Annotated in this window: 19 protein-coding genes; 9 read left to right on the forward strand and 10 right to left on the reverse strand. The window is 66.0% G+C overall.

Annotation, left to right across the window (positions count from 1 at the left end):
• Nucleotides 1-4: 4 nt before the first annotated feature.
• The 9 genes from F7R19_RS08460 to F7R19_RS08495 all read right to left on the reverse strand — a co-directional run bounded on the left by F7R19_RS08460 (nt 5) and on the right by F7R19_RS08495 (nt 7,342).
• The gene (locus F7R19_RS08460; protein ID WP_223506065.1) at nt 5-1,024 is read right to left on the reverse strand and encodes a hypothetical protein; all 1,020 of its coding nucleotides are present in this window, start codon (nt 1,022-1,024) and stop codon (nt 5-7) included.
• A 338-nt stretch (nt 1,025-1,362) separates the two neighbouring features.
• The gene (locus F7R19_RS08465) at nt 1,363-1,602 is read right to left on the reverse strand and encodes a hypothetical protein (protein WP_061957305.1); all 240 of its coding nucleotides are present in this window, start codon (nt 1,600-1,602) and stop codon (nt 1,363-1,365) included.
• 138 nt (nt 1,603-1,740) lie between these two features.
• Nucleotides 1,741-1,890, reverse strand: coding sequence for a hypothetical protein (locus F7R19_RS29710; protein ID WP_157779520.1), 150 nt, complete (start codon nt 1,888-1,890; stop codon nt 1,741-1,743).
• Between the two features lie 11 nt (nt 1,891-1,901).
• Nucleotides 1,902-2,324 carry a hypothetical protein gene (locus F7R19_RS08470; RefSeq protein ID WP_150979963.1) on the reverse strand — a complete coding sequence of 141 codons (423 nt, stop codon included), beginning with the start codon at nt 2,322-2,324 and terminating at the stop codon, nt 1,902-1,904.
• Nucleotides 2,325-2,476: 152 nt separating this feature from the next.
• On the reverse strand, nt 2,477-3,151 hold the full coding sequence (locus tag F7R19_RS08475; RefSeq protein WP_150979964.1) for a GntR family transcriptional regulator: 675 nt from the start codon (nt 3,149-3,151) through the stop codon (nt 2,477-2,479).
• Nucleotides 3,152-3,301: 150 nt separating this feature from the next.
• Entirely contained in the window at nt 3,302-4,303 is a 1,002-nt protein-coding gene (locus tag F7R19_RS08480) for a TRAP transporter substrate-binding protein (protein WP_150979965.1), read from the reverse strand.
• A gap of 84 nt (nt 4,304-4,387) precedes the next feature.
• Nucleotides 4,388-5,653, reverse strand: coding sequence for a TRAP transporter large permease (locus F7R19_RS08485; protein ID WP_061957310.1), 1,266 nt, complete (start codon nt 5,651-5,653; stop codon nt 4,388-4,390).
• Between the two features lies 1 nt (nt 5,654).
• Complete coding sequence (locus tag F7R19_RS08490; RefSeq protein ID WP_150979966.1) at nt 5,655-6,299, reverse strand: TRAP transporter small permease; 645 nt, start codon at nt 6,297-6,299, stop codon at nt 5,655-5,657.
• A gap of 128 nt (nt 6,300-6,427) precedes the next feature.
• Nucleotides 6,428-7,342: a dihydrodipicolinate synthase family protein gene (locus F7R19_RS08495; RefSeq protein ID WP_150979967.1), complete on the reverse strand. Its 915-nt coding sequence runs from the start codon at nt 7,340-7,342 to the stop codon at nt 6,428-6,430.
• A 524-nt stretch (nt 7,343-7,866) separates the two neighbouring features.
• On the opposite strand from F7R19_RS08495, the gene F7R19_RS08500 reads away from it, so the two are divergent.
• The 6 genes from F7R19_RS08500 (at nt 7,867) to F7R19_RS08525 (ending at nt 15,400) form a co-directional block, all read left to right on the forward strand.
• The gene (locus F7R19_RS08500; protein ID WP_061957312.1) at nt 7,867-8,283 is read left to right on the forward strand and encodes a hypothetical protein; all 417 of its coding nucleotides are present in this window, start codon (nt 7,867-7,869) and stop codon (nt 8,281-8,283) included.
• A gap of 190 nt (nt 8,284-8,473) precedes the next feature.
• Nucleotides 8,474-9,865, forward strand: coding sequence for a TolC family protein (locus F7R19_RS08505; protein ID WP_061957334.1), 1,392 nt, complete (start codon nt 8,474-8,476; stop codon nt 9,863-9,865).
• Between the two features lie 2 nt (nt 9,866-9,867).
• Nucleotides 9,868-11,025, forward strand: a complete 1,158-nt coding sequence (locus tag F7R19_RS08510; RefSeq protein ID WP_150979968.1) for an efflux RND transporter periplasmic adaptor subunit — start codon at nt 9,868-9,870, stop codon at nt 11,023-11,025.
• Nucleotides 11,026-11,031: 6 nt separating this feature from the next.
• Nucleotides 11,032-14,148, forward strand: coding sequence for an efflux RND transporter permease subunit (locus F7R19_RS08515; RefSeq protein WP_061957314.1), 3,117 nt, complete (start codon nt 11,032-11,034; stop codon nt 14,146-14,148).
• A gap of 77 nt (nt 14,149-14,225) precedes the next feature.
• Entirely contained in the window at nt 14,226-14,612 is a 387-nt protein-coding gene (locus F7R19_RS08520) for a DUF2880 domain-containing protein (RefSeq protein WP_061957315.1), read from the forward strand.
• Nucleotides 14,613-14,902: 290 nt separating this feature from the next.
• Nucleotides 14,903-15,400, forward strand: a complete 498-nt coding sequence (locus F7R19_RS08525) for a DUF1579 domain-containing protein (protein WP_061957316.1) — start codon at nt 14,903-14,905, stop codon at nt 15,398-15,400.
• Between the two features lie 101 nt (nt 15,401-15,501).
• On the opposite strand, the gene F7R19_RS08530 is transcribed toward F7R19_RS08525, so the two are convergent.
• Nucleotides 15,502-15,825, reverse strand: coding sequence for a hypothetical protein (locus F7R19_RS08530; protein ID WP_061957317.1), 324 nt, complete (start codon nt 15,823-15,825; stop codon nt 15,502-15,504).
• 221 nt (nt 15,826-16,046) lie between these two features.
• Here F7R19_RS08530 and imuA point away from each other — a divergent pair, with 221 nt between their 5' ends.
• Genes imuA through F7R19_RS08545 form a run of 3 tightly spaced genes read left to right on the forward strand, consistent with a single transcriptional unit; the run spans nt 16,047 to nt 22,011 of the window.
• The gene (gene imuA, locus F7R19_RS08535; RefSeq protein WP_150980030.1) at nt 16,047-16,913 is read left to right on the forward strand and encodes a translesion DNA synthesis-associated protein ImuA; all 867 of its coding nucleotides are present in this window, start codon (nt 16,047-16,049) and stop codon (nt 16,911-16,913) included.
• Nucleotides 16,846-18,417: a Y-family DNA polymerase gene (locus F7R19_RS08540; RefSeq protein WP_150980029.1), complete on the forward strand. Its 1,572-nt coding sequence runs from the start codon at nt 16,846-16,848 to the stop codon at nt 18,415-18,417. The genes imuA and F7R19_RS08540 overlap by 68 nt, the downstream gene beginning before the upstream one ends.
• Before the next feature lie 9 nt (nt 18,418-18,426).
• A complete protein-coding gene (locus tag F7R19_RS08545) occupies nt 18,427-22,011 on the forward strand; it encodes an error-prone DNA polymerase (RefSeq protein WP_150979969.1) in 3,585 nt (1,194 codons plus the stop codon).
• Nucleotides 22,012-22,026: the final 15 nt, after the last annotated feature.

Raw genomic sequence — 22,026 nt, forward strand, 5'->3', positions numbered from 1 at the left:
ATCGTCAGAATCGGAAGAATCCGGTGGCGATGATATTGCTGCGGTTATAGCCGTAGCCGATTTCCAGCAACAGCCCCAGGCTGCGGTTGATGGCCCAGCTGGCCCCGAACGATCCGCTCCAGTTGCCGGCCACGCTTTCGCCGATCTGGTAGTTCAGGCGCGCGGTCTGGCCGCCTGAATCGGGCACGGGGACATCGAAGTGCCCGGTGATGGTAGCGCGCGTACGAAAATAGGTGGCGCCGATGTAGGGCGTGAGCAATCCCAGGCCGTGGCCCAGCCGGAAATTCCATCCCACGCGCGGACCGATGTTGATCGACTTGACCGGCGTCTCGGACATGGAAATGTCCGAGACGGTGTATGTCACCGGCAGCGAGAAGAACAATTGCTTGTAGGTGCCCACCAGCGTGAAGCCGCCGCCATAGGTGTGGCCGCTATAGTTGGCGTGCTGCGTCGGCAGCTTGATCGGCTTGCTGCAATTCGGGCCGGGCCGGCGACCGCCGCAGCCGATATTGATGCCGAAGAATCGTTCGAGATCGGTCAGCGACGAGAAGTTGATATCGATGGAGCCGCTGCCCTGGACGTTGCCGAAGATGCCATAAACGTTCATGAATGGAAACAGCCACGCGCCAACCTGCACCTGATTCGACACGTTGTGGATGCGCGACTGCTGGAACTGCACGAAATCCGCCGCGCGCAGCGGATTGGCGCCGGCCGAAATCTGCAGGTGATCGAGCTGATATCGCTGATTGCCGTTGAAATAGGAATAGCCGATATCGTACGGATTGGGCAGGCTGTAGCCCTTGTCGATCACGCGCTGCGCGAAGAATGGCAGCGCGCGATCCCATTGCGCGGGCTCCGCCGGGGCCGGATCGGGCGTGCCGACCGGCCCGACGATGCCGCGATACGGGCCTGACTGCGTGTCAGGTGTGGCAACCGCCGCTGCAGCGCCGCCGCCATTGCCGGCCGTCCAGGCATGCGCGCAGAGCGGCAGTGCCAGGGCGACGGCCAGACCCAGGCCGGCCAACGGTCTTCGAATGCAAAGGCGGCGCAAGCTGCCGCCGGATGCGCCGCTTGCGGACATTGCGCACTGACCCCTGGTTTCGATTCGGATCCGGCATCTTCCCTGATTGAGGACCTTGGACGAAGTGAATGTTTTCGTCTCTGCCCTTAGGATTTCTGATGTCGGCGATTCTGGCGCCGCCGGATCGGAGGCGTCCGACTTAGCAGCACCGCAGGCGGAACGAGGTCGGGGCCAAAGCCAAAGCCAAAGCCAGAGCCAAAGCCAAAGCAGGATCGGTCAGGCATGCGTTGCGGTCCGGCCGCAAGGCGCAAAGCCGTCGTATGTCCGCGGTTGCGAGTACTTCAGCTGGTATGAATCGGCGCCAGCGCGGCGCGCGGGGCGCTGGCCCCTTTGGCCGCGTCGTTGGCCGCACCGCCCGCGGGGGCGCCGTTTGTGGCGCCGCACTCGACGGATTTGGCGTGCTGGCGTTGATGGGCATTGTCGCGCGCGCGCTCGATGACGGCAAAGTCAGGGCCGGCAACGGCGGACAGCGAGGCAAGCAGGGAGGCTGCGCCACACAGGGCGAGCAAGGCGGACTTCATCGAAGACTCCGGTGGGTGGGGGAAACCTTTGACCGCGATGATCCGCCTTTTCTGCTATAGCGTCCAAGACCGGCTTGCTATGTATTGCATAGGCTGGACCAATGGTTGATGTTTGCGCGATGCCTGCGCCGGGGCCGCTCAGAAGATGCGGTCCCGGTGCACATAGAGCGCGGCCACGATGACGACGATGCAGTACGCCACGCCGACGCATGCCAGGGCGCAAAGCGTGGAGATGTAGCGGTCGGGCGTGCTGCAGCGATAGCGAAACCACTTGACGAGTGAGTGCATGAATCCTCCTGTCAGATCGAGAGGTTGAGGTGAATGATCGTGAAGACGAATGCCGACACGGCGACCAGCACCACCGAGGTTGCAAGTACCCGGAAATGGCTGAGCCAGGTCACGCCGGCGGGACGCTTGCGCGGTGTCGTGAAGACGATCCCGCATGACGAGAACAGGCTGGCCAGCACCAGGACGACGATCAGTGCTGCGCCCATGTACTGGTGGCCCGGCGCGTCCGCCAGAAACGCGGCGGTGCTGCCTGTCAGTTCGTAAAGCCCCGATACGCAGAAGCCCATCGAAGGCCAGCATAGTTGCCCGTCCTTGAAGGCGTTCACTAATGCGAGGCGGGAGGCGGGGAGGGAAAGCGGGAAGGCTCGCATGCACAGCAGCGAGAGAAGCGGCGCCAGCACCGGCAGAGCGATGGTGACAAGAAACCAGCCCACTTTTTTCCTCCTTTCTTTCGAGTCGATGGCTTCGAGTCTAAGGAGTGTTTTGAGCGCTGGCGAGTAAACTTATGTTGCCGAATCGTGGACATGCCACGCAACGCAATGCGGCGGCCTGCATTGCGTCAATCCCGCATCAATCGCAACATCAATCACGCATCAATTACGCGGCGCGCAAAGCGTTCAAGATAGTCCATCAGCGCCTGCGCGCCATCGGCGGCTTGGGTTTCGTTGCCGCTGGCGATGGCTTCGGCCATGGCGTGATGGGCTTGCGCGCCTTCGGCTATTTCACCTTCGTGCTGATAGGCATACCAGAAGCGCCGGCACTGCACGATCAACGGAACCACTGCCTTGACGGCGGAACGGTTGCGGCAGGCGGCGTGGTTGACATGGTCGAGCGCCTGGTCGGCCTCCATGTATTCGTCGAGATTGCCGCGCTGCGCGGCCTTCACCATCTTCTGCGCGCATGCAAGCAGCGCCTTGCGCTGGGCGTCGGTGGCACGCCGCGCGGCAGTGGTGGCGATCAGGCGTTCCAGTACACGCCGCGTGGCGATCACGTCCAGGTGATCCATGACGTCGATGGTGGACACCATGAGCCCGCGTCGCGGTTGCTGGACGATCAGGCCGATCGACACCATGCGCATCAGCGCTTCGCGCACGGGCGTGCGGCCAAGCCCGGTCAATTCCGCAAGCTCGGCCTCGACCACGGGACTTCCTGGTGCGATCTCCAGCTTGGAGATCATCGTCTCGATCTTGTCGTAGGCCACATCGGCGGCGCGCCGCTTGCCCTGGCCGGGCGTGCTCTGGGTCTTGGTCTGGGTTGTCATCTCGAAGGTGTAGGCAGCAACGCCCGGCGCCGCGGCAACGGGCCGGGGGCGTGCGCCCGCAGTGCGAATGCCGTCCGATCCGGCACCCGGGCGACGGTGCCGGACATTATGCCGCAGCGGCGGGGTGCCGCATGGCCGGACGGCTGGGCCTCAGACCGCGGCGCCGATCCTGCGCAGCTCCGGAATCGCCGGCGCCTTGGCCACCCACATCTCGTCGAACTTGCGGATCACGGGCTGCGGGTCGTAGCCGGACATGCTCTTGAAATGCACGGACGACTGCTTGAGCTTGTCGATCAGGCCGGCTTCGGTGGTTACGATGTCGTTGATCTGCGCCACCAGCGCCTGATTGACCTGCGCGCGGATCAGTTCCTTGTCCTTGGCGTCCAGGCCAGCCCAGATGCGTCCCGACACCAGCGGCGCGAATGGCATGAACAGCGCGTTCATTGGCAGCAGCGACTTGGCGATTTTGTCGTAGCGCTGGTTCCAGGACAGTTCGATATCGGCCTCGAGTCCATCGACCTGGCCATTGGTCATGGCGTCGAACACGGCCGGCGTGGGGATCGGTGTCGGCGCCGCGCCCAGCATCGAATAGAAATCGCGATAGACGGGCGTCGGGTTGATCCGCAGCTTCATGCCCTTGAGATCGTCTGGCGAGTTGATGTCGCGCGTGGCAAGTACCACGCGCATGCCGGTGATGCCCCAGCCCAGGCCGATGGTGCCGGTCTCGCGCGGCAACGCATCGAGCAGCTTCAGCGCGGTAGGCGTGCGCACCAGCTTTGCCACGCTGGCGGTGGATCGCACCAGGTACGGCGCGTTGATGGCCGCCACGCTGGACACGCGCGAGCCCAGTTCCGCGGCCTGGATCCATCCCATGTCGAGCGCGCCGGATTGCAGTTGCTGCATCATTGCGGATTCGTTGCCGAGTTGGCCGGAATGGAACACCGTCACGCTCAGGCGGCCATCGGTTTCCTTCTTCAGCGATTCGCCGAACGCCACCGCCGCACGGTTCCACGAATGGCCCGCCGGGGTAATCAAGCCCAGGCGAAATTCCTTGGTCGTGGCCGCATGGGTGCGCGAGGTGATGACCAGCGGCGCGGCAATGCCGGCCAGTGCGGTGGACTTGATGAAATGGCGGCGGGTAATCAGTGACATGGCGCTTCTCTCCTGGCTTTCGGGGTGAACGACGTTGGGAACAATCGGGATGACGGGTGGGCGGAACGGATCGGCGGCGCGCGCTCAATTCAGCAGTCCGATGGACAGGCTGGGAAATAGCGAAAGCAGCACCAGTGCCACGCAACTGATCACAAAGAACGGCAGTGTGACCATGAACATCTTTCCGGGCTTGGCGCCCGTGACGGCCGAGGCGACGAAGAAGCTCAGGCCGACGGGCGGCGACATCAGGCCCAGCACGAGATTGATCACGATGACCACGCCAAAATGGCGCGGATCGATGTGATAGACCTCGGTGGCCACCGGCAGCAGGATCGGCACCGTCATGATCAGTCCCGGAATGCCGTCGATCACGGTGCCGATGATCAGCAGGATCACGTTGGCCAGCAGCAGGAATGCAATCGGGCTGTGCGCCACGGTCTGGATCCAGGCAGCCACCATCTGCGGGATCTTTCCGTAGATCAGCAGCCACGAAAACACCGCGGCGGCGGCCACCAGAAACAGCACGATGGCCGAGTAGATCGCCGAGCGCAGCAGAATGGCCGGCAGCGTGCGCAGATCGAATTCGCGCGTGACGTAGCGGCCCACCAGCGCCGCGGCCAGCGCGCCAACCGCCGCCGCCTCGGTGGGATTGGCAAGCCCGGCCAGGATCGAGCCGACGATGACGATCGGGATCAGCAGCGTGGGGCTTGCCTGCAGCACGGTAGCCACGCGCTCGCGCAACGACCTGCGCGCGCTGCGCGGATAGTTGTAGAACAGCCCCATGACGGCGATGATGACGAAGAACAGCAGCGTCAGCAGCACGCCGGGCAGGATGCCTGCGATCAGCATGTCGCCCACCGCCACCTGCGCCAGCACGCTGTAGACCACGAACATCACCGACGGGGGAATGATCGGCCCCAACATGCCGCCGTAGACGGTGAGCCCCGCGGCAAAGGTCTTGTCGTAACCCTGCTTTTCCATCTCGGGCACCATCACCTGCGACATGATGGCCACTTGCGCGGTGGCCGATCCGATGATCGACGACACCAGCATGTTGGCAAGGATGTTGACGTACGCGAGTCCGCCCTTGATCGATCCGACGAACGCCATCGACAGATCGACCAGCCGCCGCGTGATGCCGCCGCTGTTCATGATCTCGCCGATCAGGATGAACAGCGGGATGGCGATCAGCCCGTAGCTGTCCACGCCGGCAAACATCTGCGAGGGAAACGACTGCAGCAATACGGTGTCGCCGGTGCTGAAGATGAACGCCAGGCCGGACAGGCACAGGCAGATGCCGATCGGCACGCCCACCAGCATCACGGCGCAGAAGAAGAACGTGGTCACCATGTCAGTTCACCGTCTCGGAGTTGCCTACCTGGAATTCGGCGAACGTGCGCCGCGGCGCCAGGTTCAGGTCTTCCAGCAGATTGGCCAGCGCATGCAGGCTCAGGCTCAGCGAGAACAGCGGGATGATCATCTGCAGCGCCCACATCGGCCATTCGAGCGTTTGCGTGCGCTCGGTGTACAGGAAGTTGAAGGTCTCGGCCGCGTATTCCCTGGCGTCGAAGTGGTAGCGTGCGATGCCCACCGGATCCATCCAGAGCCAGCACATCGCGATCATCGCGAGGCCGAACACCAGCACGCCGGCGGTGGCCACCACCTTCGCCGCCCGCGAAGCACGCGCGCCCAGCTGTTCGGTCAGCAGGCCGACGGCAAAGTCCAGGCGCAGCCGGGTCATGATCGATGCGCCGACAAAAGTCAGCCAGACCACCGAATACACCGACGCCTCGTCCACCCAGTACAGCGGCAGGCCGGCATAGCGCGTGACCACGTTCAGCAGGATCAGCAACACCAGCAGCGTCATCAGGCCGCCAAGCAGATGCCGCTCGACGGCCAGCACGGCGTCCGAAAGGCGGAGCACCCAGCGCACCGGCCGCGCAACGCGCGGGCTGCCGTAGGCATTGGCCACGGCGGGGGAGGAAAGGTCGGACATTGCTGAAGGACTCCTGTTCGGGGGATTTCGGTCGGACCCGGGGCGCGAGCAAGTTGGATGCCACGCGCGCGATGCGCGCGCATGCGGGCGGCGCGATGGGCCTTGCGCGCGCCGCCCGTGCGAGCGGCTCAGGCCACCGACTGGTATTGCGCCGGACGCGTGGCCAGCGCCTGGCGCACGACCTTTTCGACGAAGGCGCGTTCGTCGCCCACCAGCGGCAGGCGTGGGCGGCGCATGTGTTCGGTGCCCACGCCGACGATGGCGTCGATCAGCTTCAGGTTCTGCACCAGCTTGTTCGACACGTCGAGATGCAGCATCGGCGTCATCCACTGGTAGAGCTTGAGCGCCTCGGCAAACTGTCCGGCCTTCATCAGGTCGAACAGCGCCACGGTCTCGCGCGGGAACGCGCAGCCGACGCCGGCGAGCAGACCATCGCAACCGAGCGCGAGCCCTTCGTAGGCCAGATCGTCGACGCCCATGAAGATCTGGTAGCGATCGCCCACGGTATTGCGCAGGTCGGTGACGCGGCGGATATCGCCGGTGCTTTCCTTGATGGCCGCGAGCCATTCGCAGTCCCCCAGCTCGGCCATATGCTCGGGCTTGAGATCGACGCGGTACGCGACGGGATTGTTGTAGACCATCATCGGCTTCTGGGCGGCATTGGCCATGGCGCGCACGTTCTGCATCGCCTCGCGCGCGTCGGCGACGTAGATCACCGATGGCATCACCATGAAGCCGGCTACGCCCAGCTTGTTGGCGCCGTCGATATAGCGCAGCGCGTCGCGCGTGCTGGTTTCCGAAACATTGGCCAGCACGGGGATGCGGCCGTCGGCGGCTTCCAGCGCGATGCGGGCCACGTCGAGTTTCTCGTCCAGCGACAGCGTGCTCGCCTCGCCCAGCGACCCGCATGTCACCAGACCGTGGATGCCGTTGCGGATCTGAAAATCGATGTGCTTTATGGTGCCCTCGGCGTCGATGCGCTCGTCGGCGTGGAATTTGGTGGTGACTGCCGGGAAGATGCCAGTCCAGCGGGGATTGCGCATGAAAACTCCTCGAGTGAATGGGGGCGACCGGCATACAAGCCGTTTCGCCTCGCATAGTAAATATCCTGTAAATATATTTAGGATATCTTTGTGAGGAGATCTAGCAAGATCGATGCCAGTGGAAACCCGGATAGGCGTGGCGATCTGCGATATGGCTTGGCGCAACGGTTTCGGCGGATGGAGGCGGGCGCGCAGCCGGCTCGGCTACCCCGGTGGCGCGGGCTTCTGCAATGGTGCGACGCGCCGAAGCTGGGCATGCCGTGCACCGTCGATGTGTGCCGCCGGGCGCTTGGGTGCCTTGGAAATGCGACTCCCCGGCAGGTGTCGCCACGCCAGCATCGAAGCGATGCAGTGGGATATCTGCAGGGCTCGCGGCCGGTGTTCGATTTCCCGGGAAGGAACTAGTCGTACTTTCCCGAGTCAATGTTGCGTTCGGTTACAATGCTGTCCTGCAGCAAATCCCCGGTCTTAACACCCGCGGGAAGACCGCTCGATCTCCACCCAAGTGCTGCCATCCCCGCCCCATGCGTTTTGTTCTCTTTCTGCTGACTGCCCTGTGCCTGTCCGCGCTGTCCTTCCAGGCAGCGGCGAACGCGCGCGCGGCTGCGCCGAAAGTGCCGGTGGTGGCGCCCGCTGCGGAGCCTGACTACGCCATGTTGGCCGCCGGGGACGACCTCGCGGAACTGGTGCTGCGCGGCGATCCCGAAGACGGTCCGGACGACCAGATCGACGACGGACCCCCGCCGGGCTACTGCAATATCTGGTCGGCCGATCTGCTCGACCCGCTCGACCTGTTCGACGCGGTGGACGAAAGCAGCGCCCTGATCGTCGTGCCGCAGCTGCAACTGGCTGAATCGCGCGACAGCGCCGTCCATGTGCCCAAGGCACGCACGCTGTTCGAATCCGAAGGCGTGTTCAGACCGCCCAATCTCCTCGCCTGACACCTCCTGGCCGCGACCGGGCTGATCGGCCCTGCCTGCGCGCCTTCCTTGTCCTTGCGCCCCTGATATCCGCTGCGACACGCCTTGTGCCGCGGCGGCCCCATTCGCTGCCGCACCGGCCTCTCGCCGGGCGCATCCATTGGTGGCGGGCGTGCGCTGGGGACAGCCGTACCGCTCGATTTTTTCTGACATGAAGACCAACCATACGTTGACTTGGGTCGCGTCGCTGTCGCTCGTGACAGCGACGGCCTGGGCCGCGCAGCCCGTGCCGCCCGGCGCATCCGTGCCCGCCGTGCAGGCCGGTGCTTCGGCGCCGCCTGCCATGCAATACGCCGCCAAAGCCATGCCACGGGTCAGCAAGCCCGCGGCCGAGACTTTCGACTTGCCCCAGTTGCTGGAGCTTGCGCAATCGACCAACAAGGGCGCACAGGCCGCGCAGGCCAATGTGGACGCCGCCAGCGCCGCCATCAACAGCGCGCGCGCCTATCCGAACCCGCAGGTGGAGGTGATGTATGGGCGCCTGTCCGGCAAGCAGCCGGGCGTGGCCAGTGGCAATGCGCCGTCGTACGCCTTCGTCCAGAAGTTCGACTATCCGAACCAGCGCCAACTGCGCGCGGAGATGGCGGGCCGCGGACTCGACGCCTCCGAGGCGCTGCGGAAGAGTTTCCGCGCTGAACTGGCCGCGCGCGTGAAGACCGCGTACTTCCAGGTGTTGCGCCGTGAAACCGAACTGGCCGCCGCGCGCGATGATCTGCAACTGACGCGCCAGATTCAGGGCCGCGCCAAGGTGCGTGTGGACGTGGGCGAAGCGCCGCGCTACGAACTGATCAAGGCCGAAACTGAACTGCTGGCCGCGCAGAAAACGCTGCAGACCGCGGAGCTGCGCGTTGAACAGGCCAAGGCCGCGCTGCGCCAGCAGGTTGGCGGCGCCATGCCCGCGAGCTTTGCGCTGGGCGGCAGCCTGGCGGGCACACCAGACGTGCCGACGCTGGCCGTGTTGCGCGACGCGATGCAGGCCAACAATGCCGAACTGAACCAGCGCCGCAGCGAACTGGAACGCGCGCGGCTCGGAGTCGATTACCAGCGCTCGCTGCGTTGGCCGGAAGTGTCGCTGCGCGCCAGCACCGATCGCCAGCCCGACAACAATGTCTCGCAGATCGGCCTGATCATGACGATCCCGCTGTGGGACCGTCGCAGCGGCCCCGTAGGCGAGGCCACGGCGCAGGCCACTCAGGCGCGCACCGCGCTGGAAGCGCGCGAGTTCGAACTGTCGCAGGAGCTCGAAAGCGCCTATCAGCAATACGAGATCACGCAGGCGCAGGTCACCGCGCTGGAATCGGGCATCGTACGCGAGGCCGAATCGGCGCTGGGCGTGGCCGAAGCCGCCTACCGTTTTGGCGAGCGCGGCATTCTCGACTATCTCGACGCCCAGCGCGTGCTGCGTAACGCGCGAAGCGAATTGATCAACGCGCAGTACGAACTGCAGATCGCCGCGATCCAGATTGAAAAGCTCATGTCGGCCACGCCGGGCGCCCATGCCGCCGCTGCGCCGTCCATGTCCGTCACACCGAATACGAACTGAACATGCGTCCCTCCCATTCCCTGCTTTCCATTGCAGCGGCTGTCGTGCTGGCGATGTCGCTGGCCGGCTGCTCCAAAGATCCCGAACCGGCGGCCGAGACCCCGAAGCTGCCGCCGGGCATCGTCAAGCCCGCCGACAACCTGCAGAAGACGCTGAAGGTGGCGCCGGTTGCCACGTCCGCGTTCAGCGAGATGCTGCGCGTGTCGGGCCGTATTGATTTCGATGAACAGCGCGTGTCGCGCATCGGCGCGAGCGTGACCGGCCGGGTCACGGACCTCTACGCAATCCTCGGCCAGGAAGTCAAGGCCGGTCAGGTGCTGGCGCGCCTGCACAGCAGCGAACTGGGCGCCGCCCAGATGGCGTTCCTGAAGGCCGAGGCGCAGAACGATCTGCAAGCGCGCAATGCCGAGCGCGCGCGCCAGTTGTTTGCCGCCGACGTGATCGGCCGCGCCGAGCTGCAGCGCCGTCAGAGCGAATACGCGATCGCTGCCGCGGAAATGCGCGCCTATCGTGATCAACTGCGCGTGCTGGGCATGTCGACCGCGGCCGTTTCCGCGCTGGCAAAGAACGGCAGCATCGATTCGTATTCGCCGGTGTTTTCCAGCATCAGCGGCACTGTGGTGGAGCGCAACGTCGCGCAGGGCCAGGTGGTGCAGCCGGCCGATGCGCTTTATACCGTCGCCGATCTGTCGCGCGTGTGGGTGGTGGCCGAAGTGCCCGAGCAGCAGGCCGCACAGGTGGCCGAAGGGCAGAGCGTCGATATCGAGGTGCCGTCGCTGGCCAACGCCAATGGCCGCATCACGGGCCGGCTGATTTACGTGGGACGCACCGTCAATCCGCAGTCGCGCACCGTGCTGGTCCGCACCGAACTCGAGAACAAGGAAGGGCGTCTGAAGCCGGCCATGCTGGCCACCATGCTGATTGCGGGCAAGCCCGTCGATACGCTGGTGGTGCCGGGCGCGGCCGTGGTGCGCGACGGCAACGACGAGCAGGTCTACGTTGAAACCGCGCCGGGCCAGTATCGGCTGACCCGCGTGAAGCTCGGTTCCGAAAGCGACGGCATGCGCGTGGTGCTGGGCGGTATCAAGGCGGGCGATCGTGTCGTGGTGGAGGGCGCCTTCCATCTCGACAACGAGCGCAAGCGCCTGGAACAGGGGTAAGCGGCCATGATGACATCGCTTGTGGAAGCCGCCATCAAACAGCGGCTGGTGGTGTGCGTGATCGCCGTGGTGCTGTTCCTGTTCGGCCTGCGTGCCGCCGGCAAGCTGTCGGTGGATGCGTTTCCGGATGTGACCAACGTCCAGGTGCAGATCGCCACCGAGGCGACCGGACGCTCGCCCGAGGAAGTGGAGCGCTTTGTCACGGTGCCGATCGAAATGTCGATGACGGGCCTGCCCGGACTCGAGGAGATGCGCTCGCTGAACAAGGCCGGCCTGTCGCTGATCACGCTGGTGTTCACCGACAAGACCGACGTGTATTTCGCGCGGCAGCTGGTGATGGAGCGGCTGATCGAGGTGGCCGGACGCATGCCCGAGGGCGTCACGCCCGTGCTGGGTCCGGTATCGACCGGCCTGGGCGAGGTCTACCAGTACACGCTGGACCGCGCGGACGACGGCGATCGCGACCTCACGCAGGAGGAACTGGCAGAGCGGCGCATCGCGCAGGACTGGGTGGTGCGCCCGCTGCTGCGATCGATCCCCGGCGTGGCCGAGATCAACTCGCAGGGCGGTTACGTGCGGCAGTACCAGGCGCTGGTCAATCCCGACCGCATGCGTCACTACGAGGTCAGTCTCCAGCAGGTGTACCAGGCGCTGGCGCGCAACAACGCCAACTCCGGCGGCGGCGTGCTGCCGCACTACGCGGAGCAGTACCTGATCCGCGGCGTGGGCCTGGCCAAGGGCGTGGACGATATCGGCAGCATCGTGCTCAAGGAGGTCAACGGTACGCCGGTGTATCTGCGCGATGTGGCGCAGGTCACGATCGGCCACGAGGTGCGCCAGGGCGCGGTGGTCAAGAATGGCAAGACCGAAGCCGTCGGCGGCATCGTCATGATGATGCGCGGCGGCAACGCCAAGGAAGTGGTGAGCCGGGTCAAGGCGCGCGTGGCGGAAATCAACGAGCGCGGCATGCTGCCGGACAAGCTGCAGATCGTGCCGTACTACGACCGCAGCGAACTGGTGGACGCGGCGCTCTGGACCGTCACCAAGGTGCTGCTCGAAGGCGTGGTGCTGGTGGTGATCGTGCTGTTCCTGTTCCTCGGCGATGTGCGCTCGTCGGTGATCGTGCTGGCCACGCTGGTGCTGACGCCGCTGCTGACGTTTATGGTGATGAACCGGGTAGGGCTATCGGCCAACCTGATGTCGCTGGGCGGGCTTGCCATCGCCATCGGGTTGATGGTGGACGGGTCGGTGGTGGTAGTGGAGAACGCGTTCGAGCGGCTGGGCCACGCCGGCAAATCGGGGCTGACCAAGACGCAGGTGCTGGTCAAGGCCGTGCAGGAAGTGGCCACGCCGGTGATCGTCGGCGTCGGCATCATCATCCTGGTGTTCCTGCCGCTGATGACGCTGCAGGGCATGGAAGGCAAGATGTTCGCGCCGCTGGCCTTCACGATCTCGATTGCGCTGGCGATCTCGCTGTTCCTGTCGCTGACGCTGTCGCCGGTGCTGTCCTCGTACCTGCTCAAGGGCGGCGCGGAGCACGACACGCGGGTGATTGCGTTCATGAAACGCCATTACCTGCGCATGCTGCACTGGGCGCTGGCCAACAGCAAGAAGACGGTGTTTTCCGCCGTGGGCCTGTTCGTGGCCACGGTGGCGATCGTGCCGCTGCTGGGCACCTCGTTCATTCCGGAGATGAAGGAAGGCTCGATCGTTCCGGCGATCGACCGCGTGCCGAACATCTCGCTGGAAGAGTCGATCAAGCTCGAAAGGCAGGCCAACAAGCTGGTGCTCGAAGTGCCGGGCGTGAAGTCGGTGGTGTCCGGCGTGGGTCGCGGCGAAAGCCCGGCGGACCCGCAGGGCCAGAACGAGTCGACGCCGATCGCCAGCCTGAAGGATCGCGACGAGTGGCCCGACGGCTGGACCCAGGACGACATCGCCAACGCCATCCGCGAAAAGCTCAAGGCCATCCCCGGCGTGCAGATCGTGATGGCGCAGCCGATCTCGGATCGCGTCGATGAAATGGTCAGCGGCGTGCGTTCGGATATCGCCGTGAAGATCTTTGGCGACGATCTCGACAAGCTGCGCGGCCTGGCTGGCGACATCGCGCGCGTGGCGGGCGGCATCCAGGGCGCGCAGGACGTGCGTATCGAGCGGATTTCCGGGCAGCAGTACCTGTCGATCGAGATCGACCGCCAGGCGATTGCGCGTTACGGGCTCAACGTATCGGACATTCACGACATCATCGAGATCGCCATCGGCGGCAAGCGCGCCACCGACATCTTCGAAGGCGAGCGCCGTTTTGCCGCGGCCGTGCGTCTGCCCGAGGCATTCCGCGACAACGTGCAGGCCATCCGCCAGTTGCTGGTGCAGGCGCCCGATGGCGTGCAGGTGCCGCTGCAGAGCGTGGCGAAGATCGAGGTCACCGACGGCCCCGCGCAGATCAGCCGCGAAATGGGCAAGCGCCGCGTGGTGGTGATGATCAACGTGAAGGATCGCGACCTGGGCGGCTTCGTGGCCGAACTGCAGAGCGCCACCGAAGCGAAGGTCAAGCTGCCGGAAGGCTACTACTTCGAGTGGGGCGGCCAGTTCCAGAACATGGAACGCGCCATGGGCCACCTGAAGATCATCGTGCCGATCACGATCGCCGCGATCTTCTTCCTGCTGTTCCTGCTGTTCAACTCGCTGCGCTTCGCCACGCTGATCATCACGGTGCTGCCGTTCGCATCGATCGGCGGCATCATCGGTCTGTTCATCACCGGCGAATACCTGTCGGTGCCGGCGTCGGTGGGCTTTATCGCGCTGTGGGGCATGGCGGTGCTTAACGGCGTGGTGCTGGTGTCGTATATCCGGACGCTGCGCGAGTCGGGCATGTCGCTGCGCAATGCGGTGGTACGCGGGGCGACCCAGCGTTTCCGTCCGGTGATGATGACGGCCACCATCGCCATGCTTGGCCTGGTGCCGTTCCTGTTCTCGACGGGCCCGGGTTCAGAGGTGCAGCGGCCGTTGGCCGTGGTGGTGATCGGCGGGCTGATCACGTCGACGCTGCTCACGCTGGTGATGGTGCCGACGCTCTATCGCTGGTTCGACGACCACAAGCCTGAGCCGCGCGACCTGTCCGTGTAGGAACCTCGCCCGCAGTACAATGGCGACCGGCCGGCATGCAGCGCGCGTGCCGGCCTTTTTTGTTTGGAGCATTGACCATGACAACGCATACGCGCCGCAACCGCGCGGTGTCGATCGCTTTCGTGATGCTTGCGGGACTGCCGATGATGGCGTCGGCGGCCGCACCGGCGTCCGATGCGCAGGCGCCCGTCAACATCGAACTGGGCCAGCGGGGCGGCAAGCCGGAAGCACCGGAAGCGCCGTTCGCGTGCCGTGACGCCGTGCAGGCCAAGCTGCCGAATCCCGGCCAGTTTCGCTGGGTGCGCAGCACCACGCGCCGCGTGGCCGAAGACGTCTACAGCGTGGTCGGCAGCATCGAATTCGTGAACCAGGCCGGCCAGGCGCGCAAGGGCGAGGCGCAATGCGACGTGATGCGCGCGCCCGGCAACCAGTTCATCGTGCCGAAGATCAGGCTGCCCCAATAATCGCGCGGAGGGCCGCGGTGTTGGCGCAGCCGCCGTGTGCCTGCCGCTTCCCGCCGCTTCCCGCTCTCTCCGTTCCGGCAGCTGTCCGCCTGCGGCACGCCCGTTGCGCGGGTCATGGCATGCATGGCGGCGCATTTCGATTGCCGCCTTTCCCCAAAATTAAATTTCTGTCATCTGGTGCGCCCGATGTGGACATCCGCCGGATCGTTGACTACCCTATTGTGTACGCTGTACACAACGTCGCGGCGCAACCGGATCCGCGGCCGGATCCATTACTGGAGAGGCAGACAATGAAGACGGAAATCACCAACGAACACCGCTGGCTGCACAAGCTTGTGGGCAAGTGGATAGGCGAGGGCGAAGCGCAGATGGGGCCGGACACGCCGGCGCAGGCATGGAAGATCCCGGAGGAAGTCAGCCAGATCGGCGACCTGTGGGTGCAGGGGCGTTCCGAGGGCGATTTTCCGGGCTGCGCGGCGGCCACCACGGTGATGACGCTGGGCTATGACCCCAGCCGCAAGCATTTCGTGGGGACGTTCGTGGGGTCGATGATGACCCATATGTGGATCTATGAAGGCGATCTCGAAGCCGATGGCAAGACGTTGACGATGCGCGCCGACGGCCCGTCCTTCACGCCGGACGGCAATATCGTGGAGGGCAAGATGGCCAAGTATCGCGATGTCGTGGCATTCGAGGACGACGACACCCGCACGCTCACGTCGTTCATGCAGACCGACGACGGCCAGTGGATGCAGATCATGCAGGCCCGCTATCGGCGTCAGAAATAGGCGTCAGAGATAGGCGTGGAAATAGGCGTGGAAATGGGGTGAGGTGGCCGGGTCCGGACGGCAGCGCATGCTGCCGCTGCCGGGGCCCGCGGCGCACGGCGTTACGCGCGATCGGGTTCGCTGCTGTTCCACCACGCTTCCAGCAGCGGCTGGAAACGGTCGTCGGGAGCGGGCGGCATGCGCGAGCTCTTGCGGGCGGGCGGCAACTGGCGGCCGGTCAGCTGATAGAAGATTTCCAGCGCCGTGGTGCCGGGCTCATAGGGGATATGGTCGATCACGCTCATCTGCCGCGCCGCTTTCAAGGCGCGCGTGGTTTCCTCGGGAGTCAACCCGCACGCCTCGGCCAGCGCGTCGCGGCGCAGAGGGCCGTGGCGCTGCATACCTTCCATCAGCAGATGCACGCATTCGCGCGTATTCCGTTTCATAGCCGCGCATTGTTCCCCACTGCCTGCCACTTCACAATGACGCTTGACATTTGTTTGCAATCTGCCGGCCCGGAATGTGGCAGCCGCGCAAAACTTTCCTGAAAAGCGCCCAGCGCGGCACTTGTCAAAGTTTGGCTTGCATCGGCATCGATACTGTATAAACATACAGTACTAGACGAATTGCCATGCCGCGCCGCGTCGTCGGCGCGGCCCTTGCCACCATGACCGCCTTGCCGCTTGTGGAACCGCCAGCCATGGCGGACCACGCGCCCCCATCCGCCGCGCCCCGCGAATCGGTGCGCGAACTCGAACATCGCTATCCCGGCCTGTGGCGCGCGGGCCAGCTTGGCCGCGCCGGCCGGCTGCCGGTCTGCGCCACCGGCTATGACGCCTTGAGCGCCGAGCTGCCCGGCGGCGGCTGGCCCGCTGGCGCCGTGACCGAGCTGCTGCTGGGGCAGGATGGCGCAGGCGAGCTGCGCTTGCTGATGCCCGCGCTGCGCACGCTGGCCGCCGATGGCCGGCGCATCGGCCTGGTCAATCCGCCCTATCTGCCCAATGCCGCCAGTTTGGTGTCGGGCGGCTTGCCGGCGCGCCAGCTGTACTGGGTGCGGCCGACATCGGCGGCGACCCTCGCTTCCCAGCGCACGGACATGCTGTGGTCCGCCGAACAGATGCTGCGCAGTCAGGCGTTTGGCGCGATGCTGGTCTGGCTGGCCAACGCGCGGCCCGAGGCGCTGCGGCGTCTGCAGGTGCTGGCGCAGGCCGGCGATGCCGTGGTGTGGGTGCTGCGTCCGCTCCGGGTCCTGCGCGAATCGTCGCCGGCGGTATTGCGGCTGGCGCTGTCGCCGCTGCCCGGCAATCTCATGTCGATCGTTTTTCACAAGCGGCGCGGCCCGGTCCGCGACACGCCGCTGCTGTTGCCGCTCGAAGGCATGGCCCATGTGCCGCAACGCACCGGTGCGCCCGCGGTTTCCACGCCTGTCACGCCTGCCATGCCGGTGAGTTCCCATCATGTTGCCGATGACGTACTGGATCGCGGTGCATTTGCCGCGCCTGTCGCTGGACGCGCTGCAGCCGAACTGGCCTGAGCCTGCCGGCATGTCGTCGGCTTCCGCCTCCGGCACGCTGCAGCAGTTGCCCGTGGCGGTGATCGAGCACGAGCGCGTGGTGCTGGCCAATGGCCCGGCCGCGGCACTGGGCGTGCGCTATGGCATGCGGCGCGGCGGCGTGCAGGCGTTGTCGGCCGACGTGGTGCAGATCGAACGCGATGCGGCGGCCGAGGCGACGCTGGCTACGTCGGTGGCGCTGACGCTGCTCCATTTCACGCCAGCCGTGACGATCGATCCCGACCCCGAATCCGCCACGGTCATGCTGGACGTGACGGCCAGCCTGCGCCTGTTTGGCGGCCATCGCGCGTTATGCCGGGCGATCCGCGCGCGCGTGCGGCAGTTGGGCACGTTTGCGCAGATCGGCAGCGGCACCACGGCGCAAGGCGCGGCGTGGCTGGCGCGCCAGCCGCTGCGCAAGACCTCGCGCGGCATTGTCAGGCCGGCGCGGCGTGCGGTGCAGGCCGCGCGCATGACGCGGCTGCTGGACCGCCTGCCGGTGGAATGCCTGCGCACGCTGGCCGATCCAGAATGGCTCGAAGGCATCGGCTGCGGCACGCTGGGCCAGGTGCGACGCCTGCCGCGCGCGGGTTTGTCGCGCCGCATCGGCACGGACCTGCTGGCGCGCCTGGATCAGGCCTATGGCAAGGCGCCCAGCGGCTTTGCGTGGTTCGAGGCGCCGCCCACGTTTGCGCAGCGCATGGAATTGCCGGGCCGTATCGAATCGGCCGACGGGGTGCTGGCCGGCGCGCAGCGCCTGCTGCTGGCGTTGTCGGGCTGGCTTGCCGCGCAGCAGGCGGGGGTCACGCGTTGCGTGCTGATGCTGGAGCACGAGCGCTATCGGTTGGGCGAGGAAATTGACAGCACCGCGGTGCATCTGGGCCTGGCGCAGCCAAGCCGCGACCCCGTGCATCTTTCGAAGCTGCTGCGCGAAAAGCTCGACAAGGTCCGCTTCCATGCGCCGGTGGCTGGCCTGGCGCTGCGCGTGGAAGCCATGGAAATCTGCGTGCCGCAAAGCGATTCGCTGTTTCCCGAACCGGGCGCGGAGCCGGCCGAACTGGGCCGCCTGATCGATACGCTGGTGGCGCGCCTGGGCCGCGATAACGTATTGCAGCCGCATCCGCTGGCCGATCATCGTCCCGAATGCGCCAACCAGTGGCGCCCGGTGGACGAGACGCCCGCGCGCGGCGCGTCGGCGCAGGCCTTGCCGCCCGAGCGTCCGCTCTGGTTGCTCGAAGCGCCATTGCCGCTGCGCGTGCAGCATCATCGGCCTGTGCACGATGGCCCGCTGGTGATGCTGACGCGCCCCGAGCGTATCGAAGCCGGCTGGTGGGATGGTGCGCTGGTCACGCGCGATTACTTTATTGCCGAACGCGCCGACGGCTTGCGCTGCTGGGTGTATCGCGAGCGCCCGGGCCGGCCCATGCGCGATGGGCAGGAAGACGGCGGCGAATACCGCTGGTTCCTGCACGGCCTGTTTGCGTAAGGACCGGCGATGTTGCCCGCATTGTCTTCGCTGCTGCCGTCCCTGCCCGACTACGTCGAGCTGCACTGCATTTCCAACTTCACGTTCCTGGACGGCGCGTCGCATCCGCAGGAACTGATCGCACGCGCCTTCCAGCTTGGCTACAGCGGCCTGGCAATGACCGACGAATGTTCCGTGGCCGGCACGGCGCGCGCCCATCACGCCATCAAGACGCTGCGCGAGGAAATGTGGGAAGCCGTCACGCGCAGCGCACGGCGTCTGGCGGCAGGGCAGGCGCCGGGCGAGGACAGCGAGAGCGATGAGGTCGATGCCTGGCTGGCCGGCATGGCGGCACCCGACGAGATGGCGTCCGACGAGCGGGACGACGAACGGGACGACCGAAGGGACGGCAAGTACGACGGCGAACAGGCCGCAGAACAGGCAGCAGGGCCGGCTGGCGAAGCGGCCGGAGCGAGGCGCGGCGATGGGCCGGGCGCGGCGGCCGGTATCGACATGCCGGACGACAGCGACGAAGACGCCTGCTTTGATCCCGACGGTGATCCCGATGCCGCGGCGCGCCGCCATCGCATGCTGGAAGCGCGCGCCGCCGCGGCCGACGCCTTCAATGTGATTCTCGGCAGCCGCTTCACGCTGACTGCCACCGCGCAACACGCCATGCCGGCGCTGCGCCTGGTGCTGCTGGCGCAAAACCGCAACGGCTTCGGCAATCTCTGCGAATTCATCACGCTGGGCCGTATGCGTGCGGAGAAAGGCAGCTATCTGCTGCATCCCGCCGATATCGCCGCGCCGCAACCGGAGCAGGCGCATCTGCGCGGTATGCCCGATTGCCTGGCGATTCTGCTGCCAGACTACTGCGCCGATATCGACGTGCTGCGCGCGCAGGCGCAATGGTGCCGCAGCGTTTTCGGCGATCGTGCATGGATGGCGCTGGAACTGCTGCAACGGCATGCCGAAGCGCTGCACCGCTCGCGCCTGCAGCAGGTGTCGCAGGAAACCGGCCTGCCGCTGGTGGCCGCGGGTGCGGTCAACATGCATGTGCGATCGCGCAAGCCGCTGGCCGATGTGCTTACGGCGATCCGGCTGGGTCAGCCGCTGCCCAGCTGCGGCATGGCGCTGGCGCCCAATGCCGAGGCGCATCTGCGCATGCGCCAGGTGCTGTCGCGGCTTTATCCGCGCGACGCGCTGGCGCAGACCTTGAGGATCGCCGCCGCGTGCGACTTTTCGCTCGATGCGCTGCGCTACGAATATCCCGAGGAACTGGTGCCCGACGGCCTGACGCCGATCGCATACCTGCGCCAGGAAGTCCGGCACGGCATCGCGGAGCGCTTTCCGCACGGCATGGCCCCGGAGTGGGAAAAGCAGATCGAGGAAGAACTCGCGCTGATCGAGGAAAAGCAATACGAGCCGTTCTTCCTGACCGTGCACGATATCGTCCGTTTTGCGCGACAGGAGGGCATCCTGTGCCAGGGACGCGGCTCGGCGGCCAATTCACTGGTCTGCTATTGCCTGCATATCACCGAGGTCAGCCCCGAACAGGCCAACCTGCTGTTCGGCCGCTTCCTTTCGCGCGAGCGTGACGAGCCGCCCGATATCGATGTGGATTTCGAGCACCAGCGGCGCGAGGAAGTCATCCAGTACATCTACCGCAAGTACGGGCGCGATCGCGCGGCGCTGGCCGCGTCGCTGATCACGTATCGCGCGCGCAGCGCGTTGCGTGACGTGGGCCGCGCGCTCGGCATCGACGCCGGCGTGGTGGAGCAGGTGGTGAAGGGGCAGGCGTGGTGGGATGGCGGCACCGCGTTTGTCGAACGGATCGCGCGCTACGGGCTCGATCCCGATTCGCCGGCCGTGCAGCAATGGGCCAGCCTGACCGAACAACTGCGCGGCTTTCCGCGCCATCTGTCGCAGCACGTGGGCGGCTTTGTGATCGCGCGCGGCAAGCTGTCGCGGCTGGTGCCGATCGAGAACGCCGCCATGCCCGAACGCAGCGTGATCCAGTGGGACAAGGACGACCTCGAATCGCTGGGCCTGCTCAAGGTCGATGTGCTGGCGCTGGGCATGCTGACGGCGATCCGGCGCGCGCTGGCGATGATCCCGAATCCCGAACCCGATCGCGCCGGCCTGCCTACGCGCATGGAAGACCTGCCGGAAACCGACGATGCCACCTACGACATGATCTGCCGCGCCGATACGGTGGGCGTGTTCCAGATCGAGTCGCGCGCGCAGCAGTCGATGCTGCCGCGTCTGCAGCCGCGGCAGTACTACGATCTGGTGGTGGAAGTGGCCATCGTGCGGCCCGGCCCGATCCAGGGCGGCATGGTGCATCCCTATCTGAAACGGCGCGAGGACCTGCGTCGCACAGGGCGTCTGCCCACCTACTTCAACGACGTGATCCGCCGCGTGCTGGGCCGCACGCTGGGTATTCCGATCTTTCAGGAGCAGGTGATGCAACTGGCGATCGAGGCCGCCGGCTTTTCGCCGGGGCAGGCGGACCAGTTACGGCGCTCGATGGCGGCATGGCGGCGCCGCGGCGATCTCAAGAAACACCAGGACGCGCTGGTGCGCGCGCTGACCACGAACGGCTATCCCGAATCGTTCGCGCTGGCCATCTGCAAGCAGATCGAGGGGTTTGGCGAGTATGGCTTTCCGGAAAGCCATGCGGCCAGTTTTGCCAAGCTCGTCTACGTCAGCGCCTGGATCAAATGCCATTACCCCGACGCCTTCCTGTGTGCGTTGCTCAACAGCCAGCCGATGGGGTTCTATTCGCCATCGCAACTGGTGCAGGATGCGCGCCGTCACGGCGTGGTGACGCAGCCCGTCGACGTGACGATCAGCGGCTGGGAGAGCACGCTCGAGGCGCGGCGCGAGGGACAGCGCTTTCGCGATGTGCGGCTGGGCATGGACCGCGTGAAGGGCATGCGCAAGGAGGCGGCGTTGCGTATCGAGGCCGCGCGCGCGCAACGGCCGTTCGACGGCGTGGAAGATCTGGCGCGCCGCGCCGCGCTCGATGCGCACGATATCGACGTGCTGGCCGCGGCCGATGCGCTGCTGTCGCTGGCCGGACATCGACGCCAGGCGCGCTGGCATGCGCGCGGTGCGGCGGTGCAGATGGCACGGCGTGATCTGCTGCACGGCGCGCCGCCGCAGGAACACGCGCTGGAGCTGCCCGGGCCGAAGATCGGCGAGGACGTTGCCGCCGATTACGCGAGCCTGGGCTTGTCGCTGAAGTGCCACCCGCTTGTGCTGTTGCGCAGCCGGCTGGCGGCGCTCAAGTACATGACGGCCGCGCAGCTGTCGCGTTGCGGCAATGGCCGCCGCGTGCGCGCATGCGGCATCGTCACGGTGCGACAGCGGCCGTCGACCGCCAGCGGCACGATCTTCAGCTCGATCGAGGATGAAACCGGATCGGTCAACGTGATCATCTGGCCCGATCTGGTCGAGCGCCAGCGCAAGGAAGTGCTGGGCGCCACGCTGCTGGGCGTGGTCGGCACCTGGCAGCGCCAGGGCGACGTCAGGCACCTGGTGGCGCAGGAACTGGTGGACTTGAGCCCGCTGCTGGGCCGCCTCATGGTGGGCAGCCGCGATTTCCATTGAGGCGCCGCCCACGCG

The organism is Cupriavidus pauculus (genome assembly GCF_008801835.1).
In the GTDB taxonomy this organism is placed as follows: Bacteria; Pseudomonadota; Gammaproteobacteria; order Burkholderiales; family Burkholderiaceae; genus Cupriavidus; species Cupriavidus pauculus.

Coding starts and splice junctions, on each gene's coding strand:
- F7R19_RS08480 (WP_150979965.1), bottom strand. CDS start 4,303: ATGTCACTGATTACCCGCCGCCATTTCATCAAGTCCACCGCACTGGCC.
- F7R19_RS08495 (WP_150979967.1), bottom strand. CDS start 7,342: ATGCGCAATCCCCGCTGGACTGGCATCTTCCCGGCAGTCACCACCAAA.
- F7R19_RS08500 (WP_061957312.1), top strand. CDS start 7,867: ATGCGTTTTGTTCTCTTTCTGCTGACTGCCCTGTGCCTGTCCGCGCTG.
- F7R19_RS08505 (WP_061957334.1), top strand. CDS start 8,474: ATGAAGACCAACCATACGTTGACTTGGGTCGCGTCGCTGTCGCTCGTG.
- F7R19_RS08490 (WP_150979966.1), bottom strand. CDS start 6,299: ATGTCCGACCTTTCCTCCCCCGCCGTGGCCAATGCCTACGGCAGCCCG.
- F7R19_RS08475 (WP_150979964.1), bottom strand. CDS start 3,151: ATGACAACCCAGACCAAGACCCAGAGCACGCCCGGCCAGGGCAAGCGG.
- F7R19_RS08485 (WP_061957310.1), bottom strand. CDS start 5,653: ATGGTGACCACGTTCTTCTTCTGCGCCGTGATGCTGGTGGGCGTGCCG.
- F7R19_RS08515 (WP_061957314.1), top strand. CDS start 11,032: ATGATGACATCGCTTGTGGAAGCCGCCATCAAACAGCGGCTGGTGGTG.
- imuA (WP_150980030.1), top strand. CDS start 16,047: ATGACCGCCTTGCCGCTTGTGGAACCGCCAGCCATGGCGGACCACGCG.
- F7R19_RS08540 (WP_150980029.1), top strand. CDS start 16,846: ATGACGTACTGGATCGCGGTGCATTTGCCGCGCCTGTCGCTGGACGCG.
- F7R19_RS08545 (WP_150979969.1), top strand. CDS start 18,427: ATGTTGCCCGCATTGTCTTCGCTGCTGCCGTCCCTGCCCGACTACGTC.
- F7R19_RS08520 (WP_061957315.1), top strand. CDS start 14,226: ATGACAACGCATACGCGCCGCAACCGCGCGGTGTCGATCGCTTTCGTG.
- F7R19_RS08465 (WP_061957305.1), bottom strand. CDS start 1,602: ATGAAGTCCGCCTTGCTCGCCCTGTGTGGCGCAGCCTCCCTGCTTGCC.
- F7R19_RS08510 (WP_150979968.1), top strand. CDS start 9,868: ATGCGTCCCTCCCATTCCCTGCTTTCCATTGCAGCGGCTGTCGTGCTG.
- F7R19_RS29710 (WP_157779520.1), bottom strand. CDS start 1,890: ATGCACTCACTCGTCAAGTGGTTTCGCTATCGCTGCAGCACGCCCGAC.
- F7R19_RS08525 (WP_061957316.1), top strand. CDS start 14,903: ATGAAGACGGAAATCACCAACGAACACCGCTGGCTGCACAAGCTTGTG.
- F7R19_RS08530 (WP_061957317.1), bottom strand. CDS start 15,825: ATGAAACGGAATACGCGCGAATGCGTGCATCTGCTGATGGAAGGTATG.